The 21,259-nt window shown below is 43.2% G+C and carries 23 protein-coding genes; 9 read left to right on the forward strand and 14 right to left on the reverse strand.

Features of this window, described 5'->3' with window-relative positions; genetic code table 11:
• Window positions 1-3: 3 nt before the first annotated feature.
• The 5 genes from fdh3B to cobB all read left to right on the forward strand — a co-directional run bounded on the left by fdh3B (window position 4) and on the right by cobB (window position 4,607).
• The gene (gene fdh3B / locus JKJ11_RS08370) at window positions 4-612 is read left to right on the forward strand and encodes a formate dehydrogenase FDH3 subunit beta (RefSeq protein WP_006075147.1); all 609 of its coding nucleotides are present in this window, start codon (window positions 4-6) and stop codon (window positions 610-612) included.
• A gap of 86 nt (window positions 613-698) precedes the next feature.
• Entirely contained in the window at window positions 699-1,700 is a 1,002-nt protein-coding gene (locus JKJ11_RS08375) for a formate dehydrogenase subunit gamma (protein WP_370736779.1), read from the forward strand.
• Between the two features lie 16 nt (window positions 1,701-1,716).
• Window positions 1,717-2,148: a hypothetical protein gene (locus JKJ11_RS08380; RefSeq protein ID WP_006075149.1), complete on the forward strand. Its 432-nt coding sequence runs from the start codon at window positions 1,717-1,719 to the stop codon at window positions 2,146-2,148.
• A gap of 333 nt (window positions 2,149-2,481) precedes the next feature.
• Entirely contained in the window at window positions 2,482-3,702 is a 1,221-nt protein-coding gene (locus JKJ11_RS08385; RefSeq protein WP_252039070.1) for an ammonium transporter, read from the forward strand.
• Between the two features lie 167 nt (window positions 3,703-3,869).
• A complete protein-coding gene (gene cobB, locus JKJ11_RS08390) occupies window positions 3,870-4,607 on the forward strand; it encodes a Sir2 family NAD+-dependent deacetylase (protein ID WP_006075151.1) in 738 nt (245 codons plus the stop codon).
• 77 nt (window positions 4,608-4,684) lie between these two features.
• On the opposite strand, the gene JKJ11_RS08395 is transcribed toward cobB, so the two are convergent.
• The 5 genes from JKJ11_RS08395 to potA all read right to left on the reverse strand — a co-directional run bounded on the left by JKJ11_RS08395 (window position 4,685) and on the right by potA (window position 9,826).
• Complete coding sequence (locus tag JKJ11_RS08395; protein ID WP_006075152.1) at window positions 4,685-5,722, reverse strand: extracellular solute-binding protein; 1,038 nt, start codon at window positions 5,720-5,722, stop codon at window positions 4,685-4,687.
• A 239-nt stretch (window positions 5,723-5,961) separates the two neighbouring features.
• The gene (locus JKJ11_RS08400) at window positions 5,962-6,996 is read right to left on the reverse strand and encodes an extracellular solute-binding protein (RefSeq protein ID WP_006075153.1); all 1,035 of its coding nucleotides are present in this window, start codon (window positions 6,994-6,996) and stop codon (window positions 5,962-5,964) included.
• Between the two features lie 103 nt (window positions 6,997-7,099).
• Complete coding sequence (gene potC / locus JKJ11_RS08405) at window positions 7,100-7,870, reverse strand: spermidine/putrescine ABC transporter permease PotC (RefSeq protein WP_006075154.1); 771 nt, start codon at window positions 7,868-7,870, stop codon at window positions 7,100-7,102.
• Window positions 7,870-8,727, reverse strand: coding sequence for a spermidine/putrescine ABC transporter permease PotB (potB, locus tag JKJ11_RS08410; protein ID WP_006075155.1), 858 nt, complete (start codon window positions 8,725-8,727; stop codon window positions 7,870-7,872). Before potB ends, potC begins: the two co-directional genes overlap by 1 nt.
• Window positions 8,711-9,826, reverse strand: a complete 1,116-nt coding sequence (gene potA / locus JKJ11_RS08415) for a spermidine/putrescine ABC transporter ATP-binding protein PotA (RefSeq protein ID WP_252039071.1) — start codon at window positions 9,824-9,826, stop codon at window positions 8,711-8,713. Before potA ends, potB begins: the two co-directional genes overlap by 17 nt.
• Window positions 9,827-10,162: 336 nt before the next feature.
• Here potA and JKJ11_RS08420 point away from each other — a divergent pair, with 336 nt between their 5' ends.
• The 4 genes from JKJ11_RS08420 (at window position 10,163) to ttcA (ending at window position 13,571) form a co-directional block, all read left to right on the forward strand.
• Window positions 10,163-11,026: a hypothetical protein gene (locus JKJ11_RS08420; RefSeq protein WP_006074477.1), complete on the forward strand. Its 864-nt coding sequence runs from the start codon at window positions 10,163-10,165 to the stop codon at window positions 11,024-11,026.
• Window positions 11,019-11,816: a glucosaminidase domain-containing protein gene (locus JKJ11_RS08425; RefSeq protein WP_252039072.1), complete on the forward strand. Its 798-nt coding sequence runs from the start codon at window positions 11,019-11,021 to the stop codon at window positions 11,814-11,816. Before JKJ11_RS08420 ends, JKJ11_RS08425 begins: the two co-directional genes overlap by 8 nt.
• 3 nt (window positions 11,817-11,819) lie before the next feature.
• Window positions 11,820-12,476, forward strand: a complete 657-nt coding sequence (locus tag JKJ11_RS08430; protein ID WP_236110652.1) for a DUF2987 domain-containing protein — start codon at window positions 11,820-11,822, stop codon at window positions 12,474-12,476.
• A gap of 201 nt (window positions 12,477-12,677) precedes the next feature.
• Window positions 12,678-13,571 carry a tRNA 2-thiocytidine(32) synthetase TtcA gene (gene ttcA / locus JKJ11_RS08435; RefSeq protein WP_006074480.1) on the forward strand — a complete coding sequence of 298 codons (894 nt, stop codon included), beginning with the start codon at window positions 12,678-12,680 and terminating at the stop codon, window positions 13,569-13,571.
• 163 nt (window positions 13,572-13,734) lie between these two features.
• Here ttcA and uspE read toward each other — a convergent pair whose 3' ends face one another.
• From uspE to ccoO, 9 genes are all read right to left on the reverse strand, one after another.
• Window positions 13,735-14,679 (reverse strand): universal stress protein UspE, encoded by a 945-nt coding sequence (gene uspE / locus JKJ11_RS08440; protein ID WP_006074483.1) that lies wholly within the window; start codon window positions 14,677-14,679, stop codon window positions 13,735-13,737.
• A gap of 158 nt (window positions 14,680-14,837) precedes the next feature.
• Entirely contained in the window at window positions 14,838-15,584 is a 747-nt protein-coding gene (gene fnr, locus JKJ11_RS08445) for a fumarate/nitrate reduction transcriptional regulator Fnr (RefSeq protein WP_006074485.1), read from the reverse strand.
• A 91-nt stretch (window positions 15,585-15,675) separates the two neighbouring features.
• Window positions 15,676-16,350, reverse strand: a complete 675-nt coding sequence (locus JKJ11_RS08450; protein WP_006074486.1) for a sulfite exporter TauE/SafE family protein — start codon at window positions 16,348-16,350, stop codon at window positions 15,676-15,678.
• The gene (gene ccoS, locus JKJ11_RS08455; protein WP_006074487.1) at window positions 16,347-16,526 is read right to left on the reverse strand and encodes a cbb3-type cytochrome oxidase assembly protein CcoS; all 180 of its coding nucleotides are present in this window, start codon (window positions 16,524-16,526) and stop codon (window positions 16,347-16,349) included. Before ccoS ends, JKJ11_RS08450 begins: the two co-directional genes overlap by 4 nt.
• Window position 16,527: 1 nt before the next feature.
• Entirely contained in the window at window positions 16,528-18,897 is a 2,370-nt protein-coding gene (locus JKJ11_RS08460; RefSeq protein ID WP_252039074.1) for a heavy metal translocating P-type ATPase, read from the reverse strand.
• Window positions 18,898-18,900: 3 nt separating this feature from the next.
• Window positions 18,901-19,380, reverse strand: a complete 480-nt coding sequence (locus tag JKJ11_RS08465) for a FixH family protein (RefSeq protein ID WP_062460436.1) — start codon at window positions 19,378-19,380, stop codon at window positions 18,901-18,903.
• An 89-nt stretch (window positions 19,381-19,469) separates the two neighbouring features.
• The gene (gene ccoP / locus JKJ11_RS08470; protein WP_006074493.1) at window positions 19,470-20,444 is read right to left on the reverse strand and encodes a cytochrome-c oxidase, cbb3-type subunit III; all 975 of its coding nucleotides are present in this window, start codon (window positions 20,442-20,444) and stop codon (window positions 19,470-19,472) included.
• Entirely contained in the window at window positions 20,444-20,617 is a 174-nt protein-coding gene (locus JKJ11_RS08475) for a cbb3-type cytochrome oxidase subunit 3 (RefSeq protein WP_006074494.1), read from the reverse strand. The genes ccoP and JKJ11_RS08475 overlap by 1 nt, the downstream gene beginning before the upstream one ends.
• A 10-nt stretch (window positions 20,618-20,627) precedes the next feature.
• Entirely contained in the window at window positions 20,628-21,248 is a 621-nt protein-coding gene (ccoO, locus tag JKJ11_RS08480) for a cytochrome-c oxidase, cbb3-type subunit II (protein WP_006074497.1), read from the reverse strand.
• Window positions 21,249-21,259 lie beyond the last annotated feature (11 nt).

Raw genomic sequence — 21,259 nt, forward strand, 5'->3', positions numbered from 1 at the left:
AAAATGGCTAGAATGAAATTCCTATGTGACACCAAGCGTTGTATTGAATGTAACGGCTGTGTCACTGCATGTAAAAACGAAAACGATGATGCGCTTGAGTGGGGCATCCAACGTAGACGTGTTGTAACATTAAACGACGGCCTACCTGGTGAAAACTCAATTTCGGTTGCTTGTATGCACTGTACAGACGCGCCATGTATGGCGGTGTGTCCAGCAGACTGTTTTGAGCATACTGAAGATGGCATCGTGCTTCACAACAAAGACCTTTGTATCGGTTGTGGCTATTGCTTATTTGCATGTCCATTTGGTGCTCCGCAATTCCCGAAACAAGCAGCATTTGGCGAACGCGGTAAGATGGACAAATGTACATTCTGCGCTGGCGGTCCTGAAACAGAAGACAACTCTGAAGAGGAACGTGCAAAATACGGAGCTAACCGTATAGCAGAAGGCAAGCTGCCAATGTGTGCTGAATTGTGCTCAACAAAAGCATTGTTAGCGGGTGATGCAGAAAAAGTGTCTGATATCTTCCGTCAACGTGTTGTAGAGCGCGGTGCTAAGAATGCTGGCTGGACTGACGGCAATGATCTGGCTTACGACGCAACGAAAAGCTAATGGAGAGCTCTATGCCTATTTTGTTTAAAGAACAAGGTTTGCTTAGAAAATTGGCTCTCTCACTGCTGCCTTTATTGGCAGCAGTGATGCTTGTACTGTCGTTTGGAGTAAGAGCAGAAGAGAGTAAAAGCAATCAAGTCGTTAGAGGTGAGATGACGCAACTCGCGGGTGCGGATTATTGGCGTCATGTGAAAGAAGGGGTGGAAGGTACAACAACGTCTGCTTCTCCTGAACATGGTGTGTTAATCAGTACACCAGGGGAAACGTGGTTTATCCTCAAAGAGAAATGGATGTCACCTGCTGCAGCTGTCGCAATCTTTGGCAGCATCAGTATGGTGGTATTGATGTACTTCTTAGTTGGCCCTTTGAAACTAAGCGGGGCTCGCACCGGCAAAAAGCTACGTCGTTGGTCAAGAATGGACCGTGCTCTCCACTGGAGTATGGCGTTTACCTTTCTTACGTTGGCATTTAGTGGCTTAATGCTTGTTTATGGCAAACACTTTATGAAGCCTTATGTACCGACCGAGCTTTGGGGTTGGACGGTGTATCTTGCTAAGCAGTATCACAACTACATGGGACCAATATTCTTTATTCTGCTATTTGCTGTTCTATTTAAATGGTGGAGAAAGTCCATCTTTAATAAGACAGACATGCAATGGTTCATGAAACTTGGTGGGATGGTTGGTAAACATAAAGGTTCGCACCCATCTGCTGGATTCTCTAATGGTGGTGAAAAAGCGATTTACTGGTTGCTTATCTTCTTTGGAGCTATCGCGGCAGTGAGTGGTCTTATTCTCGATTTCCCTATCTTTGGACAAACGAGAAAAGATATGGAGCTATCTAACTTAGTTCACATGTTCTCAGCTCTTATACTGATTTGTGGATTCGTATTCCATATCTATATCGGTCTATTCGGTATGGAAGGGGCGTTAGAAGGTATGGTTACAGGTGACGTTGACGAAACTTGGGCAAAAGAACACCATGATCTTTGGTACGAGGAAATGAAGCAAGGTCAAAGTGGTGAAGGTACAGCGACGACAAACGAAGCCAAACCTGATTCCGTCAAACCAGAGCAGAAATTAACGTAAAGGGGTAGAGGACTTTATGCACCAACATCATAAAGGTATTTGGGTGGCGTATATCTTAAGTTTGTTTACGCCGTTTACTTTGTTACTGTCTGGCGTGATTGCCATCATTTATGCAGGTTACCGTTTAGACAAAGGTGAAGATAGCGAAGTAGTAAACTCTCACTATTATGGTTTAATTCGCACGTTCTTTTTAAACCTAACTTTCTTTGTTGTTTTAATCGTAACGGTAGCAACATCGAACGGGCTATTAAAAGGAGTGACTAACTACTGGTACAAAGCCAGTTGGATAGACCAAATTGCAAATATTATTCCTTACATTGGGATGTTATTTGCTGCTGTCGCGATTGTTATGTGGATCATTCGCATGTTCATGGGAATGAGCAAGCTGAATCAAAATATCGCGATGACATTTGGTAATACCGAACAGCCTATACAACACTTACCATAACGTCGAAAAGCTCCTTTTAAGGAGCTTTTCTTTTATCCCCTATTTCTTGGTATAACAACATTGCTACATAGTAGTGCGTACCATTTTGGTGCTATTTCACTATATTGGTGCGATTTTAAAGCCCGCGCGTCCTACCTTACTGATTAGCAAACATGTATTTATCCAAATATTCAATAACTTAGTGATTATCTTGTGTTTGGACAATAAGTGGAATGCTAATTGCCTTATACAACGTTCGATTTTAGCGCTCCCTATTTTGGTGTGCTTAAAGAATCAGAAGCACAGATATTGTGCATTACATGGATTGAATCGTTGCAAAGGAGTAATTAGTACATGACCACTTCGGTAGAGCAGGTACATGGAGCCGTACAAACACTAACGCAAAGCTCAGACACACTATTTTTACTATTGGGCGCCATCATGGTGTTTTTAATGCACGCAGGCTTTGCGTTCCTAGAAGTGGGAACCGTTCGCCATAAAAACCAAGTAAACGCTTTGGTAAAGATACTCGCCGATTTTGGTGTCTCGGCAATCGCTTACTTTTTTATCGGTTATTGGGTTGCATACGGGGGCACTTTCTTTGCAGATGCGGAGACATTGTCACAAGGCAACGGATATGAGCTAGTGAAGTTCTTTTTCTTACTGACATTTGCCGCAGCAATCCCCGCCATTGTTTCTGGTGGTATTGCTGAGCGAGCTCGTTTTTACCCAATTCTTCTTGCCACTTTTTTTACGGTTGGTATCGTCTATCCACTATTCGAAGGTATGATTTGGAACGGTAACTTCGGATTTCAAAACTGGTTAGAACAGAGCTTTGGCGCCGGATTTCATGACTTTGCTGGTTCAGTCGTTGTACATGGCGTTGGCGGTTGGATCGCGCTAGTCGCGGTTATCTTTTTAGGAATGCGCAAAGGACGAGTTCGTGCGGGCAAGCATACTAACTTTGCACCTTCTAATATTCCTTTCTTAGCATTAGGTGCTTGGATTCTTAGTGTCGGCTGGTTTGGCTTTAACGTGATGTCAGCGCAAACTTTGGAAGGCATCAGTGGCCTTGTTGCTATGAATTCGCTGATGGCGATGGTGGGCGGTATTTTGGCGTCGCTAATTGTCGGAAGAAATGACCCTGGCTTTATCCATAATGGTCCGTTAGCTGGTTTAGTGGCTATTTGTGCAGGTTCCGATTTGATGCATCCAATTGGCGCACTAGTTACTGGTTCAGTTGCTGGAGCATTGTTTGTTTGGGTGTTCACCTACTTACAGAATAAAACTAAGATCGACGATGTATTAGGCGTGTGGCCTTTGCATGGGCTTTGCGGCGTATGGGGTGGTATTGCTGCCGGGATATTTGGACAGCAAGCTTTGGGCGGGTTAGGGGGCGTTAGTTTCGCTTCTCAGCTTATTGGCACGGTCACGGGCGTGGTGGTTGCGGTAATCGGTGCAGGGACAGTATATGGCATTCTGGATAAAGTAGCCGGATTACGACTCTCTGAAGAAGATGAATTTAACGGAGCGGATCTGGCGATCCATAGAATATCCGCCACTAACGAAGACTAAGTACGTAAGAGCACCCGAAGAAATACTTGGGTGCTCATCATATTCCCACTATCTAACTTACTGAATCTAAGTAAATTTAGACTATGGTCTAATCCCCAAAACTACTGTTGTTATTGCTTCCGTGTTACTCTTATTAAAACAACGATAAGTCAGCACAAGGAGTGTTTATGAAGTTTCCCTATAAAAATGTTGTCGTTTTAACCGGGGCAGGTATTTCGGCAGAATCAGGAATACAGACTTTTCGTGCACAAGATGGACTTTGGGAAAATCATCGCATCGAAGATGTAGCGACCCCTGAAGGATTTGCGAGAAACCCAGAGTTAGTCCAAAGCTTCTACAATCAACGACGTCAGAAGCTTCAACAAACCGATATCCGACCTAATGCGGCTCATATTGCTCTTGGGGACCTAGAAAGGCAGTTAGAGGGGACAGTAACGGTTATCACACAAAACATCGATAACCTTCATGAGCGTGGCGGTAGTGAGAATATCATCCATATGCACGGAGAGTTGCTTCGTGCTCGCTGCTCTGAGTCAGGACAGGTCGTCGAAATGGTGAATGACATCGAAACGGGTGATTTGTGCCATTGTTGCCAGATTCCATCACAAATGCGCCCTCATATAGTTTGGTTTGGCGAAATGCCGTTAAAAATGGGTGATATCTATGCGGCATTAGAAAAAGCAGACTTGTTCATATCTATAGGTACCTCTGGGGTAGTTTATCCTGCAGCAGGTTTTGTCCATGACGCAAAAATGCATGGCGCGCATACGATTGAAATTAACTTAGAACCTAGTGCGGTTCAAAGTGAGTTTGAAGAGAAGCGCTATGGCAAGGCAAGCATAGAAGTGCCAAAACTGGTCAGAGAGATTTTAGCGTTACAGACCGAAGATAAGGCAGCTTCATAAGGTCATCGATTGTCGACTTAAATAAAAATAGCCCTCGTACTTGAGGGCTATTTTATTATTCATTGAAAAAACTGTGCTTAGTTGTCTACTTTTAGCTTTTGGAAGTACTCTTCGTACAGCGCACCAGCTTCGCCAACTTCATCTTGCCATGTACCTGAATCCATCACTTCTTGTGGTGGGAACACGTTTGGATCGTTAGCAAACTCTTTTGGAAGTAGAGGATAAGCCGTCTTAACTGGAGTCGGATAGCCAATCTCTAAAGCAATTTTCGCTGCATTTTCTGGACGCAATAAGAAGTCGATCATCTTGTGTGCAGCATCAACGTTTTTGGCACCTGAAGGGATAGCAAGACTGTCCATCCAGAAAATTGCACCTTTCTCAGGCCAAACAATATCAATTGACGCACCTTCTTGACGGGCCATGTACGCTGAACCGTTCCATAGCATGCCAAGTGACACTTCACCAGCAAGGTACGGGTTAGCAGGGAAATCAGAGTTAAACACCAAAACGTTTGGTACTAGCTTTCTTAGTTCTTCATACGCTGCTTTGATTTCGTCTGGATTTGTAGTATTCGGTGAATAACCTAATTTAGTCAATGCAATATGGAATACTTCACGAGAGTCATCCATCATCATCAACTGGCCTTCCCACTGAGGATCCCAAAGGTCATCCCAAGAGCTTACTGCTGATTTATCAAGCATGTCAGTATTGATACCAATACCGGTTGCACCCCAGATATAAGGGATTGAGTATTTGTTATCTGGATCAAAAGGTTTGTCTAAATAATTAGGATCCAAATCTTTAAAGTGAGTAAGTTTTTCTTTATCAATCTCTTGAAGCATGCCTTCTTTACGCATCTTAGACACGAAGTAGGTCGATGGTACGACAAGATCGTAACCTGAACCTTGGGTCTTTAGCTTAGCGTACATGCTTTCGTTGGATTCATAAGTAGAGTAGATGACTTTGATACCAGTTTCTTTGGTAAAGTCTTCTAGTACTTCGCTAGGAATGTATTCAGACCAGTTGTAGAAGTAAAGTTCTTCGTTGGCTGCAAACGCCGGGGTAGTGAGAAGAGTCGCCGCACAAAGTGCGCCTGCATACAATTTGCTTTTCATTACTTTTCCGTTTGTATTGGTAGACAAAGAGTCTCTAGGAGACATGACAATATAGGAAAGTAGGGGTTCCTATATTACTTTGCACGCCATCATTATTTGATGTGCATCACAACATTATATCAGTCAATGATTGAATACTCTATGTAGGAATTTACAAAAATTAAACGTTTAGAATGATATAGCAGCTCAATCATGAAAAAAGGTGGCAAATGCCACCTTTTTATCAATTTCGCTATGAGTTACTGACCAGCTTTGAGCTTCAAGAAATAATCTTCATAAACCACAGTTTTATCACCAACAGCGTCTTGCCATTCAACGCGATCTAAGTCTTCTTGAGAAGGGAATAGAGCAGGGCTGTCCTTGAACTTTTCATTTGATGCTTTAACGGCTGTTAAGTAACCAGTATCTCGAGAAATTTGTTCAGCAATTTCAGGACGCAGCAAGAAATCTATCATCTTATGAGCCGCTTCGACGTTTCTCGCTCCAGAGCTAATTGCGAAATTGTCTACCCAACCAATGCCACCTTCTTTAGGGAATACAAGCTTGATTGGAAGTCCTTCGTTTTGCGCTGCAGCGGCTGAACCGTTCCAAAGCATACCAACACCAACTTCGCCAGACATGTATGGTGCACCTGGGTTATCAGAGTTAAATACCAATACGTTTGGCATCAGTTTTTGTAATTCGGTGTACGCCTCGTCGATCTGTGCTTTATCCGTGGTGTTACCCGAGTAACCAAGTTTACGTAAAGCAATATGGAATACTTCACGAGTATCATCCATAAGCATCAATTGACCTTCTAGCTCCGGTTTCCAAAGGTCAGCCCAGCTAGTAAACTCTTCTGGGTCATACATGTCTGTATTGACGGCTAAACCTGTAATCGCAACGACGTGTGGAATAGAGTAGTCATTGTTAGGATCGTATGGCTTATCCAAGTAGTTAGAATCTAGGTTGCTGAAATTCGACAGCTTTGATTTGTCAATTTTCTGTAGCATACCTTCATCGCGCATTTTCGCCACGAAGTAGGTTGAAGGAACAACTAAGTCGTAACCCTTGTTATGCGTTTTTAGCTTTGCATATAAAGTTTCGTTCGACTCATAAGTTGAGTAGATCACTTTAATGCCAGTTTCTTTAGTAAATTGTTCTAGGATGCTGCTATTGATATACGGCCCCCAGTTCATAAATACTAATTCTTGATCATCTTTAGCACTCGCTGCTCCTGAAAGTAGAGAGAGTGCACATGCACTACCAGCTAATAAAGTAGCCCATTTTTTCATTGACGTTAGCTCCAAAACAAACGCTGCCCGAAGGCATAGATAGAAAAAGAGCAGAATGTCGACGCCATTCTGCTCCCGCAAATAAAATAGCGATTTTACTGATTTATTTCACTTTCTCTCTAGCAAGCAGTTGCGAGGCAACAACAAGAATTAGAGAGACAATTAACATAATGGTGGCCAGTGCATTCACCTCTGGCGAAATACCCACTTTTACCATTGAGTAGATCTTTAACGGTAGGATTTCGTATGTCGGGCCTGTTACAAACGAGCTGACAATAACGTCATCCAATGAAAGCGTAAATGACAACAGCCAACCAGCGGCAACAGCAGGTTTAGCAAGAGGCAGGATTATCTGTTTCAGGATTGTCCATTCACCCGCACCTAAGTCTTTCGCAGCTTCAAGCATTTTTACATCGAATCCCTTTAGTCGGCTGTAAACAGTGACAACAACAAAAGGAAGACAGAATGTAATATGCGCAATTAACAAGCTAAAGAAGCCAAGTTGTGCCCCCAATACTAGGAAAATAGCCAACAATGAGATTGCCATAACAATGTCAGGAGACATCATGACAATGAACAGCAGTCCGCTAACCGCACCTTTACCTTTAAACTGGTAACGGAAGAGGGCAACTGCGGTTAAGCTACCAATTATCGTAGCTGCAGTTGCAGAAAACACAGCCACATTAAGTGAATGCCATGCTGCCTGCATTAAGCTGTCGTTGTTGACTAAAGCGTGATACCACTTTGTTGTCCAACCTCCCCATTTCATACCAAATTTATTGGCATTGAACGAGTTGGCAATCAATACGATGATCGGTAGATATAAGAACGCATAAACTACCGACATAAAACTAAATCTAACTACGCGTCCCATTATTCTAGCTCCACTTTACGATTCAAGAGCTTGCCTGCTCGGTAGTAGGCATACAACATTACTGCCATAGCAGCGGTAAGAGCGATACTCGTCGCAGCACCAAACGGCCAATCACGTGCATTCAAAATCTGACTCTTAATAACGTTACCAATTAGTAAGTTCTTCGCACCGCCAAGTAGGTCAGCGATATAGAACATACCAAGTGCTGGCAACAGAACTAGCAAGCAGCCACCAATAATGCCAGGCATAGTGAGCGGCAAAATAACTTTCGTTAGCGTTTGCCATTTGTTAGCACCTAAATCTTTTGCAGCCTCAATGTATGTACCATCGAGTTTTTCGATTGCGGAGTAGAGCGGCAAAATCATAAATGGCAACAGAATATATACTAGGCCGATCATCACTGCTGTTTCGGTGTACATGATGCGTAGCGGTTTGTCGATAATATCTAATGCCAATAAGCTTTTGTTCAAGATACCTTGTGTACCGAGCACAATCTTCAAGCCGTAAGTACGGATCAAAGAGTTAGTCCAAAAAGGTACGATGACCAGGAACAACATAAACGGACGCCATTTCTCAGGCATCTTTGCGACGATATACGCGAACGGATAGCCAATGACTAAGCAAATCAAAGTTGCAACTATCGCCATGTAGAATGAATGGAACAACACCTTGGCATAAAGTGGGTCCAACAGTCTTGCGTAGTTGTCTAACGTAAACGTCATCTCAATGAGGTTGGCTTCGTCTCGGGTTAAGAAACTGGTGCCAATGATCATCACGTTAGGAATGAGTACAAACAGTACCAACCAGCTAACGATCAGAGTGATGATGGCGTTTTGTAAATTAAATCTCTTGCTCATCTTTTAGCACCACTTCCCAGCTCTCTACCCAAGTTACCGCCACTTTTTGACCTAACGAGTGGTCAACATCAGGATCATCTTCGTTAAAGAATTCGCTGACCATGACACGCATACTTGATTCTAGTTCGATAACTGAATCTAAAGTCATACCTTTATAAGTACGTTCTGCAACGTGACCAACGATACCTTTATTCTCAGATTCTTTGATCTCTTCAATGCGCAAATCTTCAGGACGCAAAAGAACTTGAAGCTTTTCTCCTGCTTCAAACGCTTTGTCGTAATAGACGATGCTCTCTTGACCTTCGATCTCTGCTTTGATGCGCTTGTCATCAATTCTCTCGCGAGCAATAGCGTTAAACACGTTAATTTCGCCAATGAAGCGCGCTACGAACAGGTTTTTAGGCTCTTCATAGATTTCGCGAGGCGAACCGTCTTGTTCAATCACACCATCACGCATTACGATAATACGGTCAGACATTGACAACGCTTCTTCTTGGTCGTGGGTAACGAAAATAAAGGTAATACCTAATTGACGTTGTAGCTGTTTAAGCTCGATCTGCATTTGCTTACGCAGTTTGTAATCAAGAGCAGATAACGATTCGTCGAGAAGCAATACTTTTGGTTTGTTAACAACTGCTCGAGCTATAGCGATACGCTGTTGCTGTCCACCAGATAGCTGATGCGGCTTACGTTGTGCCATCTTTTCAAGACGTACCATTTTTAGCGCTTCGAGAACACGTGGTTCAACTTCTGCGTTAGGTACTTTCTGCATGCGCAAACCAAATGCCACGTTTTCAAACACGGTCATATGAGGGAATAGGGCATAGCTCTGAAAAACGGTGTTTACATGCCTCTGTTCAGCAGGGACGTCCGTTACATCTTGGTCAGCTAGGGTAATTCGGCCATTATCAACCGTTTCAAAACCAGCAATCATTCGAAGTACGGTAGTTTTACCACAGCCCGAAGGACCCAAAATAGTGAGAAACTCACCATGATTAACGTTTAAGTTAAGATTCGCGATGATTTCCTTACCATCGAAACTTTTACTTACACCTGATAGCTGTACTACTGGTGTTCCTACTGAATGTTTAGCGTTCAACGTCTGTTTTTCTCCACCTTGGCCGAAATTTTATAATTGGCCGGTTGCTATACACATTTAAGGCGCGCATCATAATCACCAATTGAGTGAATTCAAAGCATTTTCTTACCTCGAAACAGAAAAAATTTTGCAGGTAAAACTAAAGATTATTTACCATACTAAGTTAAGAACTTACTGAGTCGAAATTTTCGCCTTATCAAGTGGTTAATTATCATCCAAAAAGACAAGAAAGCAAGGTTATAACAGTGATAATACATTGTTGTTCCCGCTATAATGGCGCAGCCTTTTCAACGAAGAAATTACACATTCGCGATGTGGATGTAACTTGGAAATACTATGAAAAACGATTTTGAAAGAGACTTCAATCTAGGTGGAAGCATTGAGCGCGCGGTGTCCGGCCAGTATGAACTTAAAGCCGGAGCGGTGTTTCAAGAAGCTTGGAAGCAAACCACCAAGCATTTTATGTCTTTCTCTCCTGCTATTATCGCACTGATTTTTGTGCAGTTAGGAATCTTCTATATAGCGCTGCAATTGCAACTTGGCGACCCGTCAGTGATCTTACAAGCGTTCCAAGATCCATCTCTTTTGAACGAACAAATTTTTCAAGCTATATTTGTCGCCAACTTCAGTTATGAAGTAGTAAGTGCACCGGTTTATGCAGGTATCTCGTTGATGGCAATGAGCCACGCTGCTGGACTCACTACAAAGCCACGTCATATTGCAAAAGGTCTGCAGTTTACTGTCCCAGTGATTATTGCAACTCTGTTTAGCCTTGTACTACAAGGGATGGTTAGTATGATCCTGCCGTTCTTGTCTATGTATTTATCGTTAGCTTTTAGCCAATCGATTCTGCTTATTTGTGAAAAGAAAGTTCCGCCATTGCAGTCGCTTTTACTTTCATTACGAGCAGTAAATAAAAAGATATTCGTACTAGCAGGAATTTACATTCTGTTAGTATTGATGTTTATTGCTGGGGCCATGTTCTACGGAATCGGTCTAATTTTTGTGTTGCCATTCTTCTTCCATGTAAAGGGAATCCTTTACCGAGAGATGTTTGGCATCAAACTGAAAATTGTGGCGTCTCAAGATGACAGCGGCTCAAATGACGACTCGGATCATCGTGATAACGATGACAATACGCCACCACCTCCGAGAAACGATGACAAGCCAAATAAGAATCCAGAGGTATTTGATGCGTAAGTCACGCAAAATTCTTTCAATTATCGCTCTCCTGTCGGGGAGCGCTTTTTTATTTTTCTATGAAAAACAGGATGACACTGAGCAACTAGATTCGACGTTAACGCCGATTTCTGAATCCAAACCTGACACAGCTACAATTACCGATACGCGTACCAAAAAGAAAACCTTCTTTGATTACTTGCGTCCGGGTGTCGAAATAGAAAATGCACGTGTACAGAAAGAGCGCAAACGATTATTGGATATGAAAACGGCTCTACAACATGAGAATTCACTAAGCTCAGAACAAATTGAGACCGCTAAACGATTAGGAAAACTGTATTCGCTCGAACCCACAGAAGTGACTTTAGAATGGCTTGAAGATATGTTGCACAGGGTCGATGTCCTTCCTGAAGCTCTTGTACTTACTCAAGCGGCAAATGAATCAGCTTGGGGCACTTCTCGATTTGCTAAAGAGGCCAATAATTACTTTGGTCAGTGGTGCTATAGCAAAGGTTGTGGGCTGGTTCCTTTACAAAGAAGTGAAGGTAAAACACACGAAGTTGCAAAGTTTGATTCCCCGCAAGGGTCAATTCATGGTTACTTTATGAACGTTAACCGTAATCGTGCTTACCAAGAATTGAGAGAGATTCGTGCCAACATAAGAGACAAAGAGCAAGATCCGCGAACGGAAGCCGCTGCATTGGAAATGACGAACGGATTATTGCGTTACTCAGAGCGAGGTGAGGCATACGTCAAAGACCTGCAAGCAATGATTCGTCATAATGAAGAATTCTGGACACAAAAACAATAACTTATGAAAGTAATAAATCTAGCCCTGTTGGGATTGGCGGCGAGTACATTTACGCTGCCTACGTTAGCTCAAGAATACATGTTTACCTACTCAAAGCTTTATTCGCAAATGAAGAATAATGCCAAAGAAGGCCATGAAGACGTGAAAGTCGGTTTTTTCTTTGTTGATGCAGACAACAAATCACTTTGTACAATCGAAAAAGCCTGGATGGAGAAAGAAGAACATTATGAAGATCTTCAAACGAGCGCTGCGAATGAATTACTCGTTCCTCTAGACAGTAATCTAAAGCAAGCCAACCCGTTGGTATTTGTACATACGCCGCAGGACAAGCGATGTGATTTCTCTATGGTAGTACTGACCAAACAGCCTTTATCGGGAGAAGTCTCTTACAGTGAAATAAACAACTTACTGCCTCAAATGCAGACTATGTTAGAAGACTTAGGTGGCATGTTTGCAAGTTGGTTTACTCCTGACGTAGAAGGAGTGACACTTGAGTTTGCATCTGACGTATCTGGCTCAATCGCTTTTTCTAATGGTAAAGTACAACCGATCGAGAATGGAAAAGCACAAGTCAAACTAGCGGATATTGGCGAAAATGGCTATATCACGCTTCCAGCACAGACACTGCGTGTACTGCCATATCTACCAGCAGCTAAATAAGCTTCTAAACATTCAATCCTCTTTACCTGAGAGGATTGAATCCTTCTTTATGCTACAAACCCACTTGTAAATCCGCTCACTACAACTCAACTTGAAACAACCATTTAATAATGGCAAAAAAGCTCGTATAATCCACGCCCCAGATAAACCCTTGATAGGAAATCCAACCGTCGACATCTGTCGGCAATGTGAGAGCCCGCGATGACCCAAATAGATACAAGAAAAGAAACCCTAGAATTCAACAAACTTCAAAAGCGCCTTAGAAGAAATGTTGGAAACGCGATCATAGATTACAACATGATAGAAGAGAACGATGTTGTAATGGCGTGTATTAGTGGTGGTAAAGACTCATTTGCGATGCTCGATATCCTGCTTAATCTTCAAAAAGCAGCGCCTATCAAGTTTGATGTTGTGGCCGTAAACTTAGATCAAAAACAGCCAGGGTTCCCTGAGCATATTTTGCCTGACTACTTCGAGACACTAAACATTCCATATTACATTGTGGATAAAGACACCTACTCAGTAGTGAAAGAGAAGATCCCTGAGGGCAAAACAACATGTGGTTTATGCTCTCGATTACGTCGCGGCACGCTATACTCTTTCGCTGAGAAGATTGGCGCAACGAAAATAGCATTGGGTCACCATTTAGATGACATTGTAGAAACCATGTTCCTAAATATGTTCCATGGTTCCCGTCTCAAAGCAATGCCACCAAAACTGCGTTCAGACGACGGTCGTAACGTTGTTATTCGTCCGTTGACGTACTGCCGTGAGAAAGATCTGATTCGCTACGCAGAGCATAAAGAGTTCCCTATTATTCCTTGTAACCTATGTGGGTCGCAAGAAAACTTACAGCGTCAATCAATCAAGGCCATGCTGATCGATTGGGATAAGAAAACTCCAGGGCGTGTAGAGAGCATCTTCAAATCGATTCAAAACGTTAGCCCAAGCCAGTTAGCTGATCGTGAATTATTTGACTTCGTCAACCTCCCACTTGATCGTGAAGGGGAACGAGAAGCTTATGACTTTAGCGAAGCGACAGTTTCTTCAACTAATATCGATGAATCGATGTTTATTGATGTGACCAATGTTTAATTACGAAATCTAATAAAGAAAGCGCCCCTCGTTAGAGGGGCGCTTTCTTTTCTGTAGTAGGCATTCTGAATTTATATCTTTATACATTCCCAATCCAGAATCATGTTAAGGATTCAATGTCCTGTTCAAGTCTATTCCTGCCTGCATAGGGGAAACGTACTTATCAGGCTTGGCTTGGGTCTAATGGGCTGATGTAACCTTCAGGTTTTAATGCCATTACGTCGCAGTTTATCTTATCAATCACATGTTCAGCCGTATTGCCGATGAACACCGCCGATAAACCCGTACGTCCAGTAGTACCAAGTATGACCATACCTGCATCAAGCTGACGTGATACATCAGGGATGATATCTTCCGGCAAGCCTTGTTCAACAATAGTATGCTCTTCTGAATAACCGTGTTTTTGTCTTAGGGCTTTCATCGCTGTCAAATGATGGCCACGAACTGCATCGGTATAGGTTGCAGGATCGAACTCAGGAAGCTCAATGGTAATATTTGCTGGGGTGACAGGGTAGGCGTTAACCAAATAACCCGTTGCGCCAAGGCGTTCAGTTAAACTATCAAGCTGTTTGACCATACAGTCATTAAGATCGATGTGGGTTGGGTTTTCAGAGCCAACATGCACTGATGCAATAATGTTAGCGTGTTCTGGCCAGTCTGAATTTTTAACCAGTAATACAGGCACTGGGCATTTTCTTAACAAATGCCAATCTGTCGGGGTGAAAATGACAGACTCTAAGATGTCGTGCTTGCGCGTCGCTTTAATGACAATATCGTGCTTCCCTTCAAACACTTCTTCTACGATGGCGACATAAGGGCGATTGTGCCAAACAACTTTTACATCGAAATCAAAACTGTCATCGATAAACGGTTTGGCAACATTGCGCATCCACTCTTCACGTTGCTGAATCACACCGCGTCGCATTGCGTCACGCTCTTCATGCGAAAGCATAGATGTCATATCGTAGGAAAAGTCGTAGATAGATAAGAAGAACGAAATATGGCTTCTGGATTTACTCTTCTTAGCAAGTTGAACCGCACGAGCAAGGGCAGGTTGCTCATCGCTATTGAGGTTCGCAACGACGAGGATTTTACTGTAAATGCTCATAGATACTCCCTACCTATTTGGGCTATAACCTAAATTAACTTTAGCGCAAATCTATGAATTTTTTTAGAAAAATCGGAGAACAGGTAGGTAGAAATTTGAAGTGGCTCATCATAGAGCCACTTTTTGAAAGGTTGTAGAGTTCTGATAAAAACGTCAGTTTACTCTTTGGTAACGCCAGCCATTTCCATCAAAGCATCGTGATCGATAATGGTAATGTATTTACCTTTTACACTTAATACTTCAGATTTTTGGAAGCGACCCAATAGGCGACTGATTGTTTCGACAGTCAGACCAAGGTAGTTACCAATGTCACCACGAGTCATAGTGAGACGGAATTCTCTAGGACTAAAGCCTCGTTGAGAAAAGCGTGTCGACAAATTATATAAGAAAGCGGCCAAACGCTCCTCTGCGTTCTTTTTAGAAAGCAGTAGAATCATTTCTTGGTCGCCTTTGATCTCGTTCGACATCAAACGCATAATTTGTTGACGAAGCTTAGGCATTTTTCCTGACAAATCATCTAGAATTTCGTAAGGAATCTCGCAAACCATTGATGTTTCAAGTGCTTGTGCAAAACTAGGGTGTTCATCACCCGTAATTGCGTCAAAACCTACAAGATCACCAGCAAGGTGGAATGCTGTAATTTGCTCGTCACCTTGTTCTGTGATGGTATAGCTCTTGATTGTGCCAGAGCGAATAGCATAGAGAGACTTAAGTTCATCACCCGCTTTAAAAAGCTCTTGGCCTTTTTGAATCGGCTTTTTACGTTCAATGATTTGGTCGAGTTGATCGAGCTCAGATTCATTCAAAGTAAAGGGGATACACAGCTGACTAATACTACAATCTTGACAATGGATGGCACAGCCACCGGACTGAATACGTTTTGCTACAGGTTTTTCAGAAATCATAACAACCTTTCACTATTTGATGTACATCAAGATTTTATCATTCATTACCCCTTAAGGGTAGCTAAAAAATCAATGATAAAACAATCATCTATTAGTTTGCGTTAAAAATCATCACCGATTCATAACCTGTATACAGGCCATATACAAGTATAGAAATCGCTGCGATATTACGGAATATGAGCGAATTTTGCAGGTTTTTTAATTTTGTTGCGCTCGTTCCAACAAGTAGCATCGCTGGCAGTGTACCTAGTCCAAACGCTAACATGGTGGCGGCGCCTCCCAATGCGCTTCCAGAAACCGCTGCCCACGTTAATGTTGAATAAACAAGTCCACAAGGCAACCAGCCCCAAAGAAAACCAAAGGGGATAGCATAGCTGCTGTGCTTTAAAGGAAGTAATTGGTTTGCGAAAGGTGAAATTCGTTTCCATAACGACTGACCCAGCTTTTCAACAATTAACAAGCCATTCCACCAACGCCCTACGTAGAAGGCAAGCAACACCATAAAGGCGGCTGCAATGATGCGCAGAATAGCAAGTGCATGATTAAACTGGGAAAGCGACGCAATCCCTGCAATCGTTCCACCTACAACACTACCTATCAATGCATAACTGATCAAACGGCCAAGATTGTAATTGACGATAAGAGTGGTAGGGGTTTTATTCGGTTGTCCGATAGAAAGGAGGGAGGCTATGCCACCACACATTCCCATGCAGTGGCCGGCGCCGAGTAAGCCGATAGTAAAGGCGCCTAAAAGATCCAATGTCACTCTTTTGAATCCTTCTTGGTATCCTTTTTCTGCTCTACATCTTCATCAAACAGAATATTGTGACCTTGTCTTTCAAGATCTTCAAACTGCTCACTCTTTACTGCCCATAGGAAGATACCAACTGCGACACAAACTAAGACAATAGCAATTGGGATCAATATGTAGATGCTTTCCATGTTACTTACCTTCTTCTTTGAGCAAGCGCAGCGAGTTTGAAACAACGATGATAGAACTCGCTGACATTCCTACTACTGCGATGTAAGGCGCGACAAGACCTGCAACCGCGAGAGGTAGGATGAGAAGATTATACCCTAAAGACCAAGCTAGGTTCTCTCTAATAATCTTTCTTGTTCTTATCGCTAACTCTCGAGCAGTCAAGATCTTATTAAGTCGGTCTCCTAGCAACACTAAATCTGCCGAAGCTTTAGCAACGTCCGTACCGCCACCCATAGCAATAGACAGGTGAGCGCCCGCCAGAGTTGGTGCATCATTAATACCATCGCCGATCATCATAGATACATCATTACTACCCAGAGATTTAAGATAGTCTAGCTTATCACTTGGTGAAGCACTGGCGACCACGTCATCGATACCCACTTCTTTTGCAACTACTTCGGCATTTGCCATCGTATCGCCAGTTAACAATGTGGTTTTTACACCTGCCGCACGCATCTTATCAATGAACTCAGCAGCTTCTTTTCGAATCGGATCTCGGTATATAAATGTCGCTACATGTTCACCATTGATAGACATATATACGCTGTTACGAGCATTATCGGTTCTACCAAGTACAAAAGAAGCATTGCCTATTTTTACTAAGGAATCACCGAAATACCCCGTCAGCCCAGAGCCGATAACGTTTTCGACGCTGTTCACCACTAATTCACGGTTTAAGTATGGTTTAAACGCGCGAGCAATAGGATGGTTGGCATGACTTTCTAGAGCGGCTGCTAACTCCAACGCTTGCTGCTCTGATAAATCACCAAACAAATTGGTTTTAGCAATTTCGATGTCGCCATGTGTCAACGTTCCCGTTTTATCGACAACAAGATGATTTACCTTACATAAGGTCTCAAAGACATGACCTCTACGAGACAAAATACCAAGAGTGCCCATTCTTGAACTAGAGCAAGTAATCGCTGTAGGAGTCGCCAGCGAAAGAGCACAAGGGCAGGTTGCAACAAGGACAGACAACATGATCCAGAATGCGTCGTCTGGCTTAGTCTGATGCCAATAGAACCATGTTCCTGCAGCGATAATTAATATAATTGCCACAAAATAGCGTGCAACGATATCGGCTATTTCAGCTATCTTGGGCTTAGTTAACTGCGCTTCATCTTGCAACCTCACAATGCTTGAGATCATGGAGTCAGCTTTGGTCGAGCGCACTTCTAAGTCGAAAGCTTCATCGCCATTCAACGTACCTGCATACACAAAGTCGTCTTTGCTTTTAACTACAGGCAGAGGTTCACCAGTCAGCATCGACTCATCGATATGAATACGACCACTTAGCACGATCCCATCTGCTGGGATATGTTCACCTGGTAGTACTTTGATCTGGTCACCGATTTGTAGTGATTTTACTGGTACTTGGTCGCCATCTAATTTGTTGGCTATCGCAGGAACAAGCTTAAGCAGGTTACCGCTTGCTGCAGCTGCCTTACGACGAGCACGCATCTCTAGATACCGTCCAACGAGCAAGAAGAAGGTGAACATAGAGATCGATTCAAAGAACACCTCACCTTTTTCTGCCACGGTAGCAACTAAACTGGCCACGTATGCAAGAATGAGAGCGATGGAGACAGGAACATCCATCCCTAGTGTTCGACCTCTAATACTTCTCCAAGCATTGATATAAAACGGTAGGGCGGAATATAGAAGAACAGGCGTTGCGAATATCAAACTGACCCATCGGAAATAGTTTTTAAATTCCGGTTCTAAATCACCAAACACCTCTAGATACAATGCCACTGCAAGCATCATAACTTGCATGGTGGCGAGGCCAGCAATACCCAGACGATATAGATACTGCTTCATGGTAGCGTGGTAAGCAGCCTCTTGTTTATCGGCCTCAAAAGGTGCTGCTTTGTAGCCTAAAGAATGGATAGAAGAGAGCAGTTGGCTGAGTTGTGTTTTGGTTTTGTCCCACTTAAGCAGAGCACGGTTGGTGGTTGTATTAACGCGAATAGACAGCACACCAGGCTCGACAGCCATACGTTTTTCTATTAACCACGCACAAGCCGCGCAGGATACACCATCAAGTGACAATGTCACCTCTTTGGTATCTTCGTTGTTCCGTACAAATTCAGCTTGTACATCTTCATTGTCATAATGAATTAGCGACCGCAATTGTTCTGGGACGAGATCGGCTTTCTCTGCCGGTGCTGTTCGATACTGATAGTAGGAGACTAATCCGCTATCCACGATGGTTTGAGCCACGCTTTCACAGCCGGGACAACACATGTCCCGTTCTGCACCTAATATGTCTACGCTGAAGTTCGTGTTGGCTGGTACATCTTCACCGCAGTGATAACACGTCTTACACATAATCTAATCTAACAACACTACATCAGTTTCAGTTGGAAAAGTGACTCGACCTTGAACCATCCACGCTTGGTCATGTGGCTGTAGTTCAACGAACCAAGGTCCTTGCACATCATGGTCCAATACAAGGCGATAAGTGCCTTTAGCATCGGCAGTTAAGAGTTTTTCAAAGTCTCTATCCGGCAGAGTACGGTGAGTAAAAGTAGCAGTGAGAGCTGGAAAGTGGGGCAGTTGACCTTTCTGAAGCGTAATCAGAATAGTGTCTCCAGCAGACGAAACCGTAGCATTTAGCCCCAATTCTTTAGCGACATTAATCTTGGTTAGATCAACGTTAATTCCCTTGCCTTTTTTATAGTAATCCTCAGCAACCAGATTGACTTTGTTGTCTAATAACAGTGAAATTCTGTAGACAGTTGCAATCACAACGATAAGCGGCAACGCGATTAGAAACCACGGCCAGAATTGTTTATACCAAGGCTTTACCATAAAAAAGTTCTCAACAGCTAACTAAGAAAGAAATTATAATTTATCTAGAAAAGACAGCCCCTTACAAGGGGCTGTTATTGAAATGTTACTTATTTGTCGGAATTACTTAGGCTCCAAACGTACGCTGAAACCAGCTGTACTTTTTCTTCACCTAGAATGTCTTTCCATGCTGGCATAACACCAGAACGACCATTCATGACTGTTTCAGTCACAGCAGCACGAGAATCACCAAATAGCCAAACTTGGTCAGTCAGATCAGGAGCACCTACAGCAGGGTTACCCTTACCGTCTGTACCGTGACACGCTGCACAGACTACAAAACGAGCTTTGCCTGCTTCTGCTTCACGTGCGTTAACTTTACGACCTGATAGGCTCAGTGTGTAGCTGACTACTTCACGAACGCCATCTTCGCCCAACGCGTCTTTCCACGCTGGCATTTGACCGATACGACCCTGCATAACAGTAGTTACGATAGCTTCTGGTTCACCACCATATAGCCACGCATCGTCCGTTAGATTAGGGAAGCCAGTTTGACCACGCGCATCTGAGCCGTGACATTGAGAGCAGTTTTGTAGGAACAAACGTTGACCTACTTTGATTGCTTCACTGTCTGCTGCGATTTCTGGGATAGGGCGCAACGCACCATCCGAAGACTTCGCTAGACGGTTGAATGCCTCACCAAAGTGAGTTTCTGCGTCATCTAGCTCTTTTGCATACTGTACAAGAGACTTGTTGCTCTGTGCAGCGGCAATCGATGCTTTTGACTCTTCAATCGAACGTACTGTTTGGTCCGAACTTTGCCAGCCTAGAAGGCCTTTATAACTACCTAGACCCGGATATAGCGCAAGGTAGATTGCTGCAAATACGAACGTACCGACGAACAAATAAGTCCACCACTTAGGCAGTGGGTTGTTTAGTTCACGAATACCATCGTACTCGTGTCCCATATCTTCGCCTTCTTCGACACCCATTTTGTCGCGAACACACCAATACAGGATAGCTGCGCAACCAAGCAACGTGCCGACAGTGATGACAATAATCCATAGACTCCAGAATGTAGTCATTACTTAGTCACTCCTTTTTCTTCGGAGGTGGGTTTTTGCTCGTCAGCGAATACTAGGTTTGCATCTTCTTCGAATCGTGATTTACGACTTTTACCGAAAGCCCACCACACAACACCGATAAAGCTCGCGAACAAAACTATGGTCCAAATACTGTGAATAGTACCGATATCCATAAGCCCCTCCTTATTTCATCGCATGGCCTAAAGATTGAAGATAAGCAATGATGGCGTCCATCTCTGTTTTACCTTCTACGTCTTTAGATGCATTTGCGATTTGCTCGTCCGTGTATGGAACACCAAATTGATTGCGGAAGATCTCAAGTTTCTTCTGCGTCAGTTTGCCATCCAGTACGTTTTCCTCAAGCCAAGGGAAGCCTGGCATGTTTGATTCTGGAACCAATTCACGAGGATCAATTAGGTGAACACGATGCCACTCATCTGAGTAACGTCCACCAACACGAGCTAGATCTGGGCCAGTACGCTTAGAACCCCATAGGAATGGGTGTTCCCAAACGCTTTCACCAGCGACAGAGTAGTGACCGTAACGCTCAGTCTCTGAACGGAATGGGCGAATCATTTGGCTGTGACAAACGTTACAACCTTCACGAATATAGATATCGCGACCTTCCATTTCTAGTGCACTGTACGCACGTAGGTTTTTCACAGGTTCAGTCGTTTGCTTTTGGAAAATCAGTGGTGTGATTTCAACAAGTGCGCCCAAGCTGATTGCGAATACGATTAGGATAGCCAGTAAGCCAACGTTACGTTCAACGACTTCATGGCGATTGTTAGAGTTTGAGCTCATTTTTAATCTCC

The organism is Vibrio sp. SCSIO 43133 (assembly GCF_023716845.1).
GTDB lineage: Bacteria > Pseudomonadota > Gammaproteobacteria > Enterobacterales > Vibrionaceae > Vibrio > Vibrio mediterranei.